Origin of the sequence: Haladaptatus litoreus, assembly GCF_900156425.1 — an archaeon.
GTDB classification, from domain to species: Archaea; Halobacteriota; Halobacteria; order Halobacteriales; family Haladaptataceae; genus Haladaptatus; species Haladaptatus litoreus.
The window spans coordinates 1225522-1240120 of the sequence record NZ_FTNO01000001.1; the positions used below are offsets into that span (position 1 = coordinate 1225522).

Consider the following 14599-nt stretch of genomic DNA (forward strand, 5'->3'; position numbering starts at 1 on the left):
AGAAACTCGTGCCGCAGAAAACAGTCGTCCTACGAAAATCAGAGTATCTTGTTTCCTCGAACAGTGACCTCAACGCTGTCAACGGTTTCCCCGTCGAAATCGACTGCTGAAAGCGTCGATTTCCCGATGGGAAGGAAGATTGATTTTTTCGATTGCCCGCTCTGTACCGCCGCCGTATCGAACTCCGTTCCGCTGGAACCGATAACCGTCAGCCCTCGAACGCCGAGATTCGTCGTCGCAGTCGAGGTGAAACTAACACTCGCCACCACGCGCCCACTCGCCCACGGTTCGCTGACCGAAACCTTCCGGAACACGTCCGAATTTCCGATTCCGGAAACGCTCACCTTCGGACTGAGCGTGAGACAACCGCTCAAACCGGTGATACCGATTCCCGCCGTTGCTGTGAGCACGGTTCGCCGCGACAGGTGTCGCGGCGAACGAGTCGTGTCCAAATCGTTCGTATCTGAATCGTTCGTGTCCAAATCGTTCGTGTCCAAATCGTTCGTATCTGAATCGTCCGTCACCACTCCGTTTACGTCCGTATTTTCGTCCCCCGTCATCGTTGTGAATCTCGAAGGATGAGCGGCCCGATGGCCAGCGTTCGTTTTGCGACCGTAGCGATGCGGAGGATGTAGGAGACGAGCAGGAAAAACGGAATGAGCGTAATCGTGAACGCGCCCGCAACGACCAACAGGATGTCCGTGAGGCCGAGCGTCGTCCCGGTGAACGTTCCGCTTCCGACGAAGGCGAGCATCGACCCGGCGACGAACAGCGAGGGAATCGCCGCGTACAGAATCAACTGCGAGAGGTCGATGAGCGCCCACTGGAAGTAGAGCGTCTTGATGTGTTCGCGCGCCGGGCCGAACATCGAAAGCGACGTTTTCAAGCGCTCGAACAGCCGTTTTTGTTCGTCGTCCAAGTGGTCTGCGTACTTCTCCCGCATCCGTTCGACGTGGAAAATCTTCCACGAATAGTTGAAATCGAGGGCCGCGAACAGTACGTCGAACGTGCCGAACGTCGCCCCGTCGAGTTCCTCTTTGACTGTATCCGAGTTTCCGGTCAGGCTTTCGTTGAACTCGTCGAGGTCGTCGCGCAGTTGACTCAACTCCTCGCTATCGCCGTCGCTGATGGACTGATGGAGTTCGTTCGCCCGGTGTTCGGTTTCGTCGATGATGTCCTTGAGAAACTGCGACGGGTCGGACGGTGTCGTGTGACCTATCATCTCTCGCACGAACTCGCGGAAATCCATCGCCTCGCTCATTCGCTGGCGCTGGTCACCGAGCGGGCCGTTTTCCTGCGAGATGACTAACTGACTGATGGTGACGACGAGCGTGACGCCGGTAATCGTCGTCCCCAGCATCGTGGAGAACATCGTCTCGATGGTGTCGCTCGACGCAATCGTGGATTTCAGCGGCGGATACAGAAGGGTTCCTGCGATGACGAACGAAAGGAAAAACACGAGCGCAAGCGACCCTGTCACGACGAGACGGCGCGCACCGAGAAGGAGCCAAAGTTTGACTCTGCTCTCTCCGGCCCGTTCTCGCATCGTGTTCGCGGTGCTGATTTCCCCATCGTTTCCGTCGTTCTCACTGTTCCCGTCACTCATCCACGTCACCGTCGTCCCTTCGAGCAGGGCGCTTGAACACGAGGAATTTGGTTCCGCCGCCGACGTATTCGATGGTCTCGACCAGCTCCCACCCCTCTTCACCGTACTCGTTCAGTTCGCTCGTCGGGTCGATTGCCTCCTTTTTCTCGCTCCCGCGCGGCGGCCTGAGCGTTCGATACTCCCACGTCTCGTCTGTGTGGCGAGCCATTCGTAGATTGGAACTGTGGTGATGCCGCTGGATGAGGATTTCGGCCATGTTTCAGATTGGTTTCCTATCGAAAATAGCGGCAGAACGGCTTCGCGGGCCGCCGGTCAGTCCTTTCGTTTCCGAACGACTTCGACGCAGTTTTCGCCTTCACCGTCTTCGGCGACCATCTCGAACACGGACGATTCCGGATTTTTCACGATGTAGCCGAGTAGGCTTCCGAACCCGTTGTGTTCGGGATGGAGGCCCAGACCGCTTCCGGCACCGACCAACCCCGGCGGTTCCGTGTCGAGCGTCTCTCGCCACCAGTCGCCGTCGAAAAACAGCGTGGAAATCTCCATGTGTTTCACGTCGTGCGTGAAGCAGTAGCCACCCGACTGAAGACGCGGCCAGAGGTGTTCGAGACAGGTTTCCGCCGATTCTCTGAGTCCGACGTCCAGAAAGAGGAGCACACACGCCTCTTCGAAGTCCGGCATGGTTTGGTCGAAGTACCCCTCGTGGAACGTACACACTGAGATGTCGCCGTATCGTGCGATGTTCTCTTGGACTTCCTCTATCGGCGCACCCCACGCATCCTCGTCGTAGGTGTGTATTTGCTCCGATTTGACGAGGACGTGTTCCCGGTCGTCTTCGTTCGGTTCCGGCATCCCCTCGAAGGAATCGAACACTTCCAGCGGTCGATTGCAGAGTCCGGCGACGAGAGAGAGGTTGGCCGTGCTGCCGCCTTTGTAACAACCGCATTCGACCAAACTTCCTGCTTCTTCGCGGGGAATCGTCAGTACCTTCGTGGCGATAACGAGGTGTTCGAGGAACGTCGAACCGGTCTGTATTTTCACGTTGTTTCGCGCCATCTTCACAGCCAAGACGACCTTATCGGGCAGTCCGACGCCGTACTCGGCCCCGGTTTCGGGGCGGAAGTATTCGGCGAGGACCACCGGTAAACTCGCTGCCAACAGCGCGAACCGATACAGTCGTGCCACCGACGCCACCACGTTTCGAGTGTTGTCTCCCATCTGTCGCCCTGAACTTCTCGCCTCGGGATTTTGTTATGGCCCGTCGAAGTCGCGGGTAAGGAACTCCTACGCGGTGTCTCGCTCACCGAACGAAACGTGCCAGTTCGACCGCTGACTGAGTCGCTTGCCGCCGACCGACCAGTGCTCGCAGTTGAGTGGGAGCGCGACCAACCGGCAGTCGAAATCCGACACCCACGAGAGGGGTGGTACTGCATCGCTTACGAAACCAAACTCGCGGAGCAGGTCGTCGGAAAGGTCGCCCTTCGGAACGGAAAGAAGTTCGGACTCGGCGTACTCGCGGACGATTCGTTCGAGAAGGCGTGCAGTCGCGCGCCTTCTCGATTCGCTTTGCACCAACGGAACGACGTCCGCGAGTTGCGTCACGGTCACTCCACCGGATGTCGTCCGCGTCCGGACCACGATTGCGGCGACACTGTCGCCGCGGTCGTCTTCCGCCACGTAGGTTTCTCGCTTCCATGCGGGACTCGAAAATCGCCACTGATAGTACGTTTCGTCGCGCAGCGCGTGAACGGCATCCGGTGGCGTGGCGCGGTACAGTTCGGTGAGAACGGGCGTTTCGACGCCGGAGTAGTGGGTAATCGAGTACGTGGTCTGTGTTCCCGAACTGTTCTGCGAGGTGCTCGCTTGCGCTCTCGTCCAAGAACGATTCAGGTCGTGGAGACGACGGACAATCGGGGACGCAAAATCGAGAAGCTGCGACCGAATATCTCTCTCACGTCGAACAGTCCGGAAAAACACGGACGGGTTCTGAATCCGATAGTACGTTTTTCGGTCACCGACGATTTGCCACCCGAGTTTGAGATAGCCGGGTCTGGAACGCTGATTCGGGAAGTTGAAGAAAAATTTGGGGTCGCCGCCCGCATAATGGTCGATTGCGTGTTTTGTCATTCGGGTGAACAATCCTTTCCGTCGGTGCTCTGGATGCACCATGGTGTCCGCCGGTTGCAATGCGAGTACCGTCTCTGAACCGGCGCGCATCCGAAACGCGAGGAACGGCCGCGCACCGACGATTTCCCCATCCTTTTCCACGACGAACACAGGGACGTGGTCAACGTAGGGATTGTCCACGTACTTCCACCGAAACCAGCGCTCGCTTCGGCGTCGCCCGAAAACGACACGGTCAAGCGAGAGAAACCCCGATAAATCGCGCTCTTCGAACCATCGTACGACGTAGCCGTCTTCGTCGGTTCGATTTACTCTGGACATCGGTTCACGACACTGGCTTCCGTGGTTTCGTACATAGTTATGCGGTGAAAGTCCGATGATTGGCCAACGTTACTGCACCCGGGAAAAGCGGCCGTCGAGTGGACTGCTGTTTCCGCTTTCGTGTACCCGACAGCGATAGATGCTCCGCTCGTTTCGAACGATGTCGCGCTCCCGAAGAACCCGCAGGGCACTGTAGAGTTCTAAATACTGAATCCCCAAGGCTTCGTGCAACTCCTCTACCGTCGCGCCGTCCACGACGTGCAGATAGAGATACACGAGTTTCGTCCGCGGCGAGGGAAGTCTTGCGACGGGAGCAAATCTCTGCCGGAATCGAGCGTCATCTCCGACCATCAGTGGCTGTGTATCGCCCGACCCGCTCCTTGTTATACGTCGCCTATAAATCGGGGTTTACGGTGCTTATCTCGCTCTTCCGACTCCAAAAATCGCGTTCCGTTGTTGCGTTCGATGCTTACAGTTCGAGGAACTCTTCTGCGTTCTCCCAGAGGATTTTGCGCTGGACTTCCTCGGGGAAGTCGAGTTCTTCGAACTGATTCAGCCACTTCTCGGGACGAATCATCGGGTAATCAGTTCCGAACATCACCTTGTCCTGCAGGAGCGTCTTCGCGTAGTGAAGCACTTGGTCGTCGATGTACTTCGGCAACCATCCCGAGAGATCCATGTAGACGTTCCCCTTCTGCTGACAGATCGAGAGTTGTTCCTGTTCCCACGGGAATGCCGGGTGTGCGAGGAGAATCTGAAGGTCGGGGTGCTCGGCCGCGAGGTCGTCTATCATCATCGGATTGCCGTACTTGATTTTGAGTCCCCTGCCGCCCGGTGCGCCAGCGCCGAGCGTGGAGTTACCCCCGTGGAAGACGCAGGGAACGCCGAGGTCTTCGATGGTCGAGAACAGTTCTTCGTGTTCCGGGTCGCTCGGGTCGAAACCCTGCGCGATTTGCTGGAACTTGAACCCCGAGAGGTCGAGGTCGTTGACGACGCGCTCTGCCTCTTCCACACAGTCGTCTTTCAGCGGGTCAACGCTCCCGAAGCCGACGAAGAAATCGTCGTACTCGTCGCGGATTTCGGCCACGTAGTCGTTCGGAACCGGCGGGTTGCCGGTGTTGGTTTCCGCGTCCCAGCCGAGCAGAACCGTCTTTGCGATTCCCGCCTCACGGTACTCCTCCACGAACGATTCGTAGGTGTCCGTCTCCATCTTCGCGCCGAACTTGTTCGCGGCGTCCTCCATCATCTGCCCGCCAGCGTCCTCCAAAAACTCTTTCGTCGGTTGGTGCGCGTGGGTGTCGATGATTCGCGGTTCGTCCTCGTCTTCGAGGATGTCGATTGGCATACGCGATAGTTCGTGGTAGAGGTGAAAAAGATAGGTTACTCGGCCCTGTCCACTACAAAATCGAGACTCGACACGTGGACGATTATTTTAGTAAATAATCCGAGAATAATTTTATAAATTAAACTGTCTACTAGTAGTAGGATGCTCGAATCCTCCGAAAAGACGAGTGTAAACTCTCATAAAACCGATAGGCGCTCGTATCTGAAACTGGCGAGTAGTTCGATTGTCGCCGGAACAATGCTCGGCGGTGCCGCGTCCACGGCGACCGGTTCGCCCGAGTCGAATGGAAGTACCCGAACGATGACCACCGACAGTTTCCAGTTCGACAGGGTGTATGACGTTGTCTCCGACCTCGGTATGGACCCGACGGGGGCGAAACCGATTGACGACATTCTTGACGCCAACATCCAAAGCAACACGAAGTTGGAGTTCCCGCGAGGGGAGTACCGGGTCACCGATTTCACCTTCGATTTCGGCAACGGACTCCACGATTTCGGCATGGTCGGAGTCGAATCCGACGCGACTATCGTCCTCGATACGACCGACGACGTGACCGGAAATCCCGGCGCTGTGTGGTTGTCGCTCGGCGGAGCGGACTCCTACAACCTCCGCTACGAAGGTCTTACGCACGATGTCGGCAGTGCGCCGGAAGCACCCAAGATGCAACTCGTCGTTGACGATGGACTGCTCGTTCGGGACGTGCTTCATCGCGGCAGTCACGACGGTTCGCAAGGCCCGTTCCTGTTCGGCGTGCGAACCGCGTCCGGAACCGGCCTCGTGGAGAACCTCCGCGCGCCGGACGGTGCCCCGGATGGAAGCGGTGCAGTCGGCCTCTTCGTGGAGATGAACACAACAGGAGAACTAGAGTTTCGGAACTGTCACCTCGCCGGGTTCCCGAACAACGGTCTCTACCAATCGAGCAAGAGTACCGGAACCGTCCACGTCGTCGGCGGAGAGTACCGGAACAACAACATCGCAAACGTTCGCCTCGCCGGGTCGGGAAGCGAGGTTCGGGACTGCTGTGTAACCGTGGATACGTCCCACTCGGACGACTCGTTCCCGACGAACATGCGAGGAATTTGGTTGTTCGCGCCCGACGCCACTGTGGAGGCCTGTGACGTGAGTTTCACCGCGGAGACGGTCAGCGACGGCGCGATTGTCGTCGCCGGAAGCGGAACACAGGAGATACGCGACACCCGAATCCGGGTCGATACTGACGACACCGCAGCGATGTACGCCGTTCCACCTGAGACGACTCCCGCCCCCGTCTCGTGTACGAACGTGCAGGTGACCGGCAGTGCAGATCACACCGAAAGCGGGTATTCGGGTAGTGCCGCCCTCCGCGTGTATGGCCGACCGAATTCAGAGTTCGATTCCTGTTGTGTAAAACAGACTGGCACCGACCGAGATGGCATCCTTCTACAGTACAGCGAGGACAGTCGCGTTTCCAAATGTTCGTTCGATGTCACCGGCGATGCCGTTGTCCTCGACAACTCTGCCGATGTGGTTCGTCGGAACAACACGACCTGTATGGCGTCGTGCTCCGCGCCATCGTGTTCGTCCTCCGAGTGAGAATAGAAAATCTGTGACGAGGTAACGCCCATCGAAGAAGGTGAAGATGTTCGGAAGGCTCGGACAGTCGCTCCACGACTGTCCGAGCCTAACCACCCAATTCTTGGCTGCTCTCGAGTGCTTACTCTTCGCGCTTGATGAGGAACTTCATGTCGCCCTCGAAGACGACGGTATCCTCCTGATTCGTCATGACCGTGTCGATGACGACGAGGCCGGAGTCCTCTCTACTGGACAACTCTTTCGTCTCGACGACTTCCATGTCGAGCGAGATGCTGTCGTCCATTCTAACCGGTGCGGGGATGTCCATGTAGTTCATGCCGAGGAACGCGAGGACGGTGCGCTCCAAGAAACCACAGCGGTAGACGAAACCGGTTGCCAGCGAGAACGTCATCGGGCCGTGGGCCACGCGCTCGCCGAAGTATTCGTCCTCGGCGTAATGCTTGTTCGTGTGGAGTTCCGTCCAGTCGCCCGTGAACGCGGAGTGCTGAACGAAGTCGTACTCGGTGACCGTTCGACCGACGCTTTCGAACGTCTGGCCTTCTTCAAAGTCCTCGAAGTAGTGGGGTTCGTAGCTGTACGCCATATCGTCACCGTCTCGGGTAGAATATAAGTAACTACTGCACTGATGCGGGATATGGCGGATATTCCCGACGACCACCGCGAAAAAATCGCAAGCGACCCGTTCTGCGCCACGCTCGGTATCGAACTCACGAGTCTCGAACCCGGCAGTGCGCGAACCGAACTCACCGTCTCCGACGACCTGCTCAACTTCCACGGAACGCCACACGGCGGCGTCGTCTACTCGCTCGCGGACGCCGCCTTCGCGGCGGCGTCCAACTCCGAGGGGGAAACTGCACTCGCACTGGAGACGAACATGTCCTATCTCGCCGCGGCGGAGGTCGGCGAAACGTTGGTCGCGCTTGCGGAGCAGGAAGACGAAACGCGGCGTACGGCATCGTATCGCGTTGATGTTCGTGCAGATGGCGAGAAAACCGATGGGGAAACCATCGCCATCTTCCGCGGTCGCGTGTACAAACCGTAGTTTGCTTCGTCGTGTGTGATCTACTTCGATCGCAGTCCCTTCCTACCTTGACGCTCGCTTCGACTTCGTTACACTCCACGATAGAAATTCGATTTCACGAGAGGCGATTTAATAGTCGCTCCGCACTCAAATAGTCGAACCCTGAATGTTCGCCCCATTTATTTTAGGATAGGTAATCGATCCATGGGATTTATAAGTTCTCGAAAAATCGCGTAGAGTATGTATGTGAGTCCCACTCCGTGGACTCCCTCGCTCTTACACGCGGAGAGCGGTGGCCAATCCACTCGCCGAAACGTCGTCGTTCCGCTCTTCGACGGGATGGCAACCGACAGGACGGTCGAATTTGCCGCATCGCTTGCCGAGGAATGGAATGGCGACGTCATCCTCGTCAACCCGGTTGTTCGACCGTCGGGGACGCAGTTCGATGGCTCGGACGAGTTGTTGGACGAACATCGAAAAACCGCCGAACGGGTGCTCCGAACAGCACTCGGCCCGAATACGGATGTCGAGACGCGCGGAACCGCCCGCGTCGGTCGGTCGCTTTCGGCAATCGTCGGCGAGACGAGTGACGACGTTTCAGCCGGAGCAGTCGTGATAGACGACCCCGTTTCGGCAACGCAGTCGAATCCGCTGGGTCGGAACGTTCCTGCGCGACTCGCTTGTACTGTCGATTGCGACGTGCTCACCGTCGGTGGCAGTCACGCCTCGAAAACCATTTCGTCGGTTCTCGTTCCGGTTTCCGGCGGCCCACACTCGGGGCTGGCAGTGGACGTCGCGCGATACGTCGCGCAGGCACATGGTGCGTGGGTCGAACTGCTCCACGTCATCGAAACCGACGCGGACGACCGACAGCGGGCCGCCGCGGAGGAGTACGTCGCCGCCGCCCGCGACCGACTCGGCGACTTCAAGAACGTCGATACGTGGGTGCTCGAAGCCGACGATTCGACCGACGCGATTATTGAGCAGTCGAAATACTACGACGTGACGGTGATGGGCGCGCCACAGAAAGGGAGACTTCGGGAGTTCGTCTTCGGTTCGACAATCGGCGAAGTGCGCTCGGCCGCGCACAACACGGTCGTAACGGTTGAACGACCGCACGAACGCGATTCGCTTCTCAGCCGATGGCTGTAGTTTCGGTCGGTGGCTGTCGTTTCAGTGAATGACTGTCGTTCTAGTGAAAGACTGTCGTTACAGTGGATGGCTGTCGTTCCGATTGATTTCCGTGCTGGACTTTTCCGAATGCGGTTTTGTCCGGATGTTACTCTTCGTCCGGAATCCTACCGGTGGTCGTACACGCGCTTTACCTTTCCAACCTCGGTTCGCTCGATGGCACCCGGTTCGACGACTTCGAGTTCGTCGGGCGTCACGTCCAGTACTTCGCCCAGTCGGGACTGAATCTCCGCCTTGAGTTCCTCGGGCGAGGCTTCGATTTTCTCGTGGTATTCGACCGTAATTTTCATGCGGTCTAAGTTGTCGTCCCGCGTCAGGTCGATTCGGTAGTGCGGTGCGACGGCGTCCAAATCGACCATCACTTCCTCGATTTGGCTTGGGTAGACGTTCACGCCGCGAACGATGAGCAGGTCGTCCGCTCTTCCCGTGACGTTGCCCATTCGAACCATGGTTCGACCACAGTCACACTTCTCGTAGTTCAGGCTGGTCATATCGCCGGTTCGGTAGCGCAGAACTGGTAAGGCTTCCTTCGTCAGACTCGTGATGACGAGTTCGCCCTCCTCGCCCTCCGGAAGCGGTTCGCCCGTGTTGGGGTCAACGACTTCGGGGTAGAAGTGGTCTTCCCAGATGTGCAGACCATTCTGCACGTCGGCACACTCGATGGAGACGCCCGGGCCGATGATTTCCGAGAGGCCGTACACGTCCACTGCGGTCACGTCCAATGCTTCCTCGATTTCCTCACGCATGGGGTCGGTGAACGGTTCCGCGCCGATGACGACCGTGGAAAGCGGGAGGTCGCGGGGGTCGATACCGCGTTCCTCCGCGGCCTCCGCGAGGTAGAGACAGTACGACGGCGTACACGAGAGCACGTCACTTTCCAAATCCTGCAACATGTCGATTTGCCGGGCGGTGTTCCCCCCGCCGACTGGAATCACACAGGCACCGAGTTCCTGTACCCCGTCGTGGAATCCGAGGCCCCCGGTAAACAGACCGTAGCCGTAGGCGTTCTGGACGACGTGTTCCGGTTTGACGCCCGCCGCAAAGAGCGACCGGGCCATCACTTCGCGCCAGACACCGAGGTCGTCTTCCGTGTAGGAGACGATTTTCGGCTTTCCGGTGGTTCCCGACGAGGCGTGAATCCGGTGAATATCCTCGCGTGGAACCGCGAACATCCCGTCCGGGTAGTTGTCACGGAAATCTTCTTTCGTCGTAAACGGCAGTTCGGAGATGTCCTCGATGCTCTCTACGTCCTCCGGCGAAACCCCCGCCTCGTCCAGCGCGTTCTGGTAGAATGGAACGTTCTCGTAGGCGTGTGCGACCGTCTCGGCCAGTCGCCCGTCCTGTAATGTCCGTAGCTCATCGCGTGACGCCGCTTCGGTGTCACTGTATACCATGCTGGTCGGTGCTTCGAAGAGTGGCGTGAAAACTGTTTCTCGATTTTTGGCTGAACATTTATTTTGGTTGACGTTGCATCCCGATGCGATGGCAACAGTTTCGGAGCGGTTTTTGTGGGGTCGGCAAGAGGGGAGGATACGCCACTGGTCGGTGTTCGTCGGGGGGTTCGCAGGGGTCGTTTCGGCGCTTCTCCTCGTAGCACTGCTCGGGAGCGGGTCGGGGGAGAGTCTCACCTACGACGTTCTGCTTCCCGCATCGCTGTTTTACGCACCACCGGTGATTTCCGCAGTTAGCACGTTTCGCGGCGGCGGTCTGCTCGTCAGCCTCGCCGTCGGCGTCGTTCCGGCGATTTCCTTCGGCGCGGTGTCCGTCGTTCGGCAGTTGGTTGCTGGTGGTTCGTCCTCGGACGCGCCACTCTGGGCGGTTGTCGTGGGATTCGGACTGATTGGCGTCGTCGGTTCCGTCGTCGGGTTTCTGGCCGGGCGTGGCGTTTCGAAATTCATAGAGGGGTAGCGTCCGGGAATCTGTATTCGGTGATTTGGAAGGGACTGTGATGAGCAGTGAGTGATTTCGATTGGTGTCGATGTGCAGTTAACAACTGCCAACATCGATGGAACCGCCAGACGAATCCAGTAGTACGCGATTGAGACACGGTAGTGTGTCGGGAGCAAATCACGCCAACACACGACCGCCACCACACCCACCCACATGCCTCCCCAACCGACTCGCTTCGCTCGTCCACCGTCAGGGTCAGCTCTGACGAGCCATTCGCTCGCTCCGGAAGAGACAAACTCTTCCGTGCTCTCGTTCGCGTTGCTCACGAGAACTCTTTCGTCGCTCACGAAGACCTCGCACGGCTTTAGTTCGGAATCTCGGACGCGAAGTCCTCGGCTCCGCACAAGCGCGCGCCACTGCACTTTAGTGAGTATTCACGAAACACTTGTTTTCCACACGGCGCGTGCGTCGGCAGGCCCGAGGCGTTCACCGTCGAGGGCCTGCGAACTTCCACGCGAGGGATGACCGAAACGAGCGTGAGCGAGTGAGGGAATCGGTTGGGGAGGATGTGGCTTGCGGTTGCGGAGGCGGTTTGATTGGTTTCGTGATTTGTTACCAGTAATCTCCCACCACTGTAAATCACGTATCCAGCCAGCCATTTTCGAGGACGGCGAAATCCCCGAACAACTCAACCGAACACCCAAATCGAACCCTTCCAATCCCTCCCGATGGTTTTAAACAGATGAACGCCCCGATATAACATATCAATGGCTTTCGAGGACCTGCTAAGCGACCCAGTGATTCAGAAATACCTCCACGAACTGGTCGGGCCAAAAGGCATGCCGGTTGCCGCCGCGCCGCCGGACGGCGAGGTCACCGACGAGGAACTCGCGGAGGAACTCGACCTCGAACTCAACGACGTTCGCAGGGCGCTGTTCATCCTCTACGAGAACGACCTTGCGACCTATCGCCGACTCCGCGACGAGGACTCGGGATGGCTCACCTATCTCTGGACGTTCGAGTACGACAAAATTCCCGAGAATTTAGAAGAGGAGATGTACCGCCTGCTAGACGCGCTGGAACAGCGCCAAGAGTACGAACGCAACCACGAGTTCTATCTCTGTGAAATCTGCTCTCTGCGATTCGAGTTCGGCGAAGCGATGGACTTCGGTTTCGAATGTCCCGAATGTGGGTCGCCGCTGGAATCCATGGAGAACTCGATGCTCGTCGAATCCATGGAGGAGCGAATCGAGGAACTCGAACAGGAACTCAACGTCGAGGTACTCGGTGCATAATGGTCGTTCTCGCAACCAAAGTGTACGTCAGCGGTGAGGCGAAACGCCGCGCACTCGACGGACTCGAATCGCTCATCGGCAACGCCCTCGGCGATTTGGACGTGGAGTACGACATCGGCGTTCGCCACGACGATTTCGTGTCGGTGACGGTCGAAGGCGAGGACGAAGTCGTCGCCCGAAACGTTCTGGGCGAGGAGTGGGGCGAGGTGACGCCGAACCTCCGCGACGGAGAAACTTACATCGGAACCCTCGAATCGTGGGACGACGACGGCTTCGTCCTCGACGCCGGACAGGACGTTCGGATTCCGGCGTCCGAACTCGGGCTGGGTCCCGGCCAACCCGACCAGATTATGGAACGATTTGGACTAGTTCAGCATCTCCCGATGCAGTTCGTCTACGGCGGCGATGACGAACCCTCCCGCCTCGCCGACGAGGAACGCGACCGATTGTTCGACTGGACGCGCGGCAACGGTCGGGTGAACGTCAACAGCGCGACTCGCGGGGAAGTTCGCGCGACGGTCAACCGCGCTGGGCACGCCCAAGACATCGTGACGGTCGAACGCCTCGGTGTGCTGGAACAGAGCATCATCTGCACGGAAAACACCGACCCACCGGGGCTGCTCTCCAGTATCGGGGGTTACATCCCCGCGGAGATTCGTTGCGTAATTCCATGAATCGACGCCTCGTCCTCGCGTTCGGTTTGTTCGCCGTGCTCGCGGCCAGCGCAGGCTGTACGTCGATTTTCGGTTCCGGAAGCATCAGCGACGAACGACTGGGGCAGGAGGCGTCGTACGACTGGGAGACGAATCAGAACGTCACTTACAACGTGACCAGCGACCAGTATCAAGCGATTTACAAGATGGACGAGAAGACGACGCTCGAAATCTATCAGGAGGAGACGCTGGGCGAACATGGGCCCGTCGAAATCTCGTCTGTGCAGTTCCAGTATCCGAACGACACCGTCGTCGGACACGACCAGATTCGGGTGAAAAAGACGAAAGAACAGACTATCATCACGCCGCCCCAGAGCGAGGGCAAACTGGCGTACACCGCGCCACGACAGGGAAAAACGTTCGCCGTTCCGACGCATCTGAACGACCAGACCTACGAGGTCATCATTCCGAAGGGGATGCGCGTCGATATGTTCCTGTTGAGTGACGTTCGACCGGGTAGCTACACGTCGGAGATGCAGGACGAACGTGTCCACGTGGTCTGGGACGAACCGGTGAGCGCCGACAGTATCTCGGTTCGCTACTACCTCGCCCGAGACAAGTTCCTCTTCGGCGGCGTGGTCGGCATCGCGCTGGTAGCCGGATTAATCGGCCTCGCGTACTTCCGCATGCAGATTCGGGAACTCGAACAGAAACGAGAAGAGATGGGATTGAACGCGGACATTTCCGACGACGACTTCGGCGGCGGCGGCCCACCACCGGGAATGCAGTAACGGGAGTTGCGATAAAACGAAATAGAGACGACCGACCGGACGATGCGACAGGGCTTTTTTCGTCGCGCCACACCATCCAGTATGCAAATCGCGCTGATTTCCGTCGGAGACGAGATTCTTTCCGGCGACACCGTCAACACGAACGCGGCATGGTTAGGCAAGCAACTGACCGAGCGCGGCGTTTCGGTTGAACGGGTGTTCGTCGTCCCCGACCACGTGGCCGACATCGCCCGCGTGGTAAACGAATCGCTGGCCGAATACGACGCCGTCATCGTGACGGGCGGACTCGGCCCGACGCACGACGATTTGACGATGGAGGGCGTCGCCGCCGCTGTCGGCGTTCCAGTCGAAGAACATACGGAAGCGGTCGAATGGATAGAAACTCATTCCGACTACTCGCACGCCGACCTCGTTTCTGGAACCACACATCTCCCGAAAGGGTCCCGAATGCTCCCCAACGAAGTCGGCGTCGCCCCCGGCGCGGCAATCGAGAACATCTACGTCCTGCCGGGCGTACCGGAAGAGATGAAAGCGATGTTCGAGCGCATTGAAGACGAGTTCGACGGCGACCCGTATTTCAGAGAAGTCGTGCCGGCGGACGAACCCGAGAGCGCGCTCATCGACCGATTCGAAGAACTACGAGAACGATTCGACGTGAAGGTGGGAAGCTATCCGGGCGACCACGTTCGCGTCAAAATCGAAGGGTCGGACGAGGAAGTCGTTCAAAACGCGGCGGATTGGCTTCGCCAGCGAGTCGAACGACCGTAAAACGGTTCGCGGTTGGCTCGGC

The 14599-nt window shown here is 58.4% G+C and carries 17 protein-coding genes; 8 read left to right on the forward strand and 9 right to left on the reverse strand.

All coding sequences use genetic code 11. From position 1 onward, the window contains the following. Window positions 1–38: 38 nt before the first annotated feature. From BW974_RS06395 to BW974_RS06425, 7 genes are all read right to left on the reverse strand, one after another. Window positions 39–560, reverse strand: coding sequence for a hypothetical protein (locus BW974_RS06395; protein ID WP_245799933.1), 522 nt, complete (start codon window positions 558–560; stop codon window positions 39–41). After that, complete coding sequence (locus BW974_RS06400; protein WP_076429044.1) at window positions 557–1606, reverse strand: DUF7972 family membrane protein; 1050 nt, start codon at window positions 1604–1606, stop codon at window positions 557–559. Before BW974_RS06400 ends, BW974_RS06395 begins: the two co-directional genes overlap by 4 nt. Beyond that, a complete protein-coding gene (locus tag BW974_RS06405) occupies window positions 1599–1814 on the reverse strand; it encodes a Sp36 family protein (RefSeq protein ID WP_076430263.1) in 216 nt (71 codons plus the stop codon). The genes BW974_RS06400 and BW974_RS06405 overlap by 8 nt, the downstream gene beginning before the upstream one ends. 104 nt (window positions 1815–1918) lie before the next feature. After that, the gene (locus BW974_RS06410; protein WP_076429045.1) at window positions 1919–2824 is read right to left on the reverse strand and encodes a TylF/MycF/NovP-related O-methyltransferase; all 906 of its coding nucleotides are present in this window, start codon (window positions 2822–2824) and stop codon (window positions 1919–1921) included. A 66-nt stretch (window positions 2825–2890) separates the two neighbouring features. Next, window positions 2891–4051, reverse strand: coding sequence for a GNAT family N-acetyltransferase (locus BW974_RS06415; protein ID WP_076429046.1), 1161 nt, complete (start codon window positions 4049–4051; stop codon window positions 2891–2893). Window positions 4052–4120: 69 nt separating this feature from the next. Beyond that, on the reverse strand, window positions 4121–4402 hold the full coding sequence (locus BW974_RS26180) for a helix-turn-helix domain-containing protein (RefSeq protein ID WP_076429047.1): 282 nt from the start codon (window positions 4400–4402) through the stop codon (window positions 4121–4123). Window positions 4403–4520: 118 nt separating this feature from the next. After that, window positions 4521–5396, reverse strand: coding sequence for an amidohydrolase family protein (locus BW974_RS06425; protein ID WP_076429048.1), 876 nt, complete (start codon window positions 5394–5396; stop codon window positions 4521–4523). 141 nt (window positions 5397–5537) lie between these two features. Here BW974_RS06425 and BW974_RS06430 point away from each other — a divergent pair, with 141 nt between their 5' ends. Continuing rightward, window positions 5538–6968 carry a right-handed parallel beta-helix repeat-containing protein gene (locus tag BW974_RS06430; RefSeq protein ID WP_076429049.1) on the forward strand — a complete coding sequence of 477 codons (1431 nt, stop codon included), beginning with the start codon at window positions 5538–5540 and terminating at the stop codon, window positions 6966–6968. 121 nt (window positions 6969–7089) lie between these two features. On the opposite strand, the gene BW974_RS06435 is transcribed toward BW974_RS06430, so the two are convergent. Next, the gene (locus BW974_RS06435; protein ID WP_049970658.1) at window positions 7090–7551 is read right to left on the reverse strand and encodes a MaoC/PaaZ C-terminal domain-containing protein; all 462 of its coding nucleotides are present in this window, start codon (window positions 7549–7551) and stop codon (window positions 7090–7092) included. 51 nt (window positions 7552–7602) lie between these two features. Between BW974_RS06435 and paaI the strand changes: the two genes are divergently transcribed. Both paaI and BW974_RS06445 read left to right on the forward strand, forming a co-directional pair. Then, a complete protein-coding gene (paaI, locus tag BW974_RS06440) occupies window positions 7603–8010 on the forward strand; it encodes a hydroxyphenylacetyl-CoA thioesterase PaaI (protein ID WP_076429050.1) in 408 nt (135 codons plus the stop codon). A gap of 219 nt (window positions 8011–8229) precedes the next feature. Beyond that, window positions 8230–9141 carry a universal stress protein gene (locus tag BW974_RS06445; RefSeq protein ID WP_076429051.1) on the forward strand — a complete coding sequence of 304 codons (912 nt, stop codon included), beginning with the start codon at window positions 8230–8232 and terminating at the stop codon, window positions 9139–9141. Window positions 9142–9287: 146 nt separating this feature from the next. On the opposite strand, the gene paaK is transcribed toward BW974_RS06445, so the two are convergent. Beyond that, complete coding sequence (paaK, locus tag BW974_RS06450) at window positions 9288–10574, reverse strand: phenylacetate--CoA ligase PaaK (protein WP_076429052.1); 1287 nt, start codon at window positions 10572–10574, stop codon at window positions 9288–9290. 88 nt (window positions 10575–10662) lie between these two features. Here paaK and BW974_RS06455 point away from each other — a divergent pair, with 88 nt between their 5' ends. The 5 genes from BW974_RS06455 (at window position 10663) to BW974_RS06475 (ending at window position 14577) form a co-directional block, all read left to right on the forward strand. Further along, complete coding sequence (locus tag BW974_RS06455) at window positions 10663–11088, forward strand: hypothetical protein (protein ID WP_076429053.1); 426 nt, start codon at window positions 10663–10665, stop codon at window positions 11086–11088. A gap of 749 nt (window positions 11089–11837) precedes the next feature. Then, a complete protein-coding gene (gene tfe, locus BW974_RS06460; RefSeq protein ID WP_076429054.1) occupies window positions 11838–12365 on the forward strand; it encodes a transcription factor E in 528 nt (175 codons plus the stop codon). Then, a complete protein-coding gene (locus BW974_RS06465; protein ID WP_076429055.1) occupies window positions 12365–13039 on the forward strand; it encodes a DUF2110 family protein in 675 nt (224 codons plus the stop codon). The genes tfe and BW974_RS06465 overlap by 1 nt, the downstream gene beginning before the upstream one ends. Beyond that, on the forward strand, window positions 13036–13809 hold the full coding sequence (locus BW974_RS06470) for a DUF5803 family protein (RefSeq protein WP_076429056.1): 774 nt from the start codon (window positions 13036–13038) through the stop codon (window positions 13807–13809). Before BW974_RS06465 ends, BW974_RS06470 begins: the two co-directional genes overlap by 4 nt. 81 nt (window positions 13810–13890) lie before the next feature. Then, on the forward strand, window positions 13891–14577 hold the full coding sequence (locus BW974_RS06475; RefSeq protein WP_076429057.1) for a competence/damage-inducible protein A: 687 nt from the start codon (window positions 13891–13893) through the stop codon (window positions 14575–14577). Window positions 14578–14599: the final 22 nt, after the last annotated feature.

What these genes read in the sequence shown, in the direction of transcription:
- paaI (WP_076429050.1), top strand. Translation starts at nt 7,603, where the DNA reads ATGGCGGATATTCCCGACGACCACCGCGAAAAAATCGCAAGCGACCCG.
- BW974_RS06415 (WP_076429046.1), bottom strand. Translation starts at nt 4,051, where the DNA reads ATGTCCAGAGTAAATCGAACCGACGAAGACGGCTACGTCGTACGATGG.
- BW974_RS06435 (WP_049970658.1), bottom strand. Translation starts at nt 7,551, where the DNA reads ATGGCGTACAGCTACGAACCCCACTACTTCGAGGACTTTGAAGAAGGC.
- BW974_RS06400 (WP_076429044.1), bottom strand. Translation starts at nt 1,606, where the DNA reads ATGAGTGACGGGAACAGTGAGAACGACGGAAACGATGGGGAAATCAGC.
- paaK (WP_076429052.1), bottom strand. Translation starts at nt 10,574, where the DNA reads ATGGTATACAGTGACACCGAAGCGGCGTCACGCGATGAGCTACGGACA.
- BW974_RS26180 (WP_076429047.1), bottom strand. Translation starts at nt 4,402, where the DNA reads ATGGTCGGAGATGACGCTCGATTCCGGCAGAGATTTGCTCCCGTCGCA.
- BW974_RS06405 (WP_076430263.1), bottom strand. Translation starts at nt 1,814, where the DNA reads ATGGCTCGCCACACAGACGAGACGTGGGAGTATCGAACGCTCAGGCCG.
- tfe (WP_076429054.1), top strand. Translation starts at nt 11,838, where the DNA reads ATGGCTTTCGAGGACCTGCTAAGCGACCCAGTGATTCAGAAATACCTC.
- BW974_RS06470 (WP_076429056.1), top strand. Translation starts at nt 13,036, where the DNA reads ATGAATCGACGCCTCGTCCTCGCGTTCGGTTTGTTCGCCGTGCTCGCG.
- BW974_RS06395 (WP_245799933.1), bottom strand. Translation starts at nt 560, where the DNA reads ATGACGGGGGACGAAAATACGGACGTAAACGGAGTGGTGACGGACGAT.
- BW974_RS06445 (WP_076429051.1), top strand. Translation starts at nt 8,230, where the DNA reads ATGTATGTGAGTCCCACTCCGTGGACTCCCTCGCTCTTACACGCGGAG.
- BW974_RS06455 (WP_076429053.1), top strand. Translation starts at nt 10,663, where the DNA reads ATGGCAACAGTTTCGGAGCGGTTTTTGTGGGGTCGGCAAGAGGGGAGG.
- BW974_RS06425 (WP_076429048.1), bottom strand. Translation starts at nt 5,396, where the DNA reads ATGCCAATCGACATCCTCGAAGACGAGGACGAACCGCGAATCATCGAC.
- BW974_RS06465 (WP_076429055.1), top strand. Translation starts at nt 12,365, where the DNA reads ATGGTCGTTCTCGCAACCAAAGTGTACGTCAGCGGTGAGGCGAAACGC.
- BW974_RS06430 (WP_076429049.1), top strand. Translation starts at nt 5,538, where the DNA reads ATGCTCGAATCCTCCGAAAAGACGAGTGTAAACTCTCATAAAACCGAT.
- BW974_RS06475 (WP_076429057.1), top strand. Translation starts at nt 13,891, where the DNA reads ATGCAAATCGCGCTGATTTCCGTCGGAGACGAGATTCTTTCCGGCGAC.
- BW974_RS06410 (WP_076429045.1), bottom strand. Translation starts at nt 2,824, where the DNA reads ATGGGAGACAACACTCGAAACGTGGTGGCGTCGGTGGCACGACTGTAT.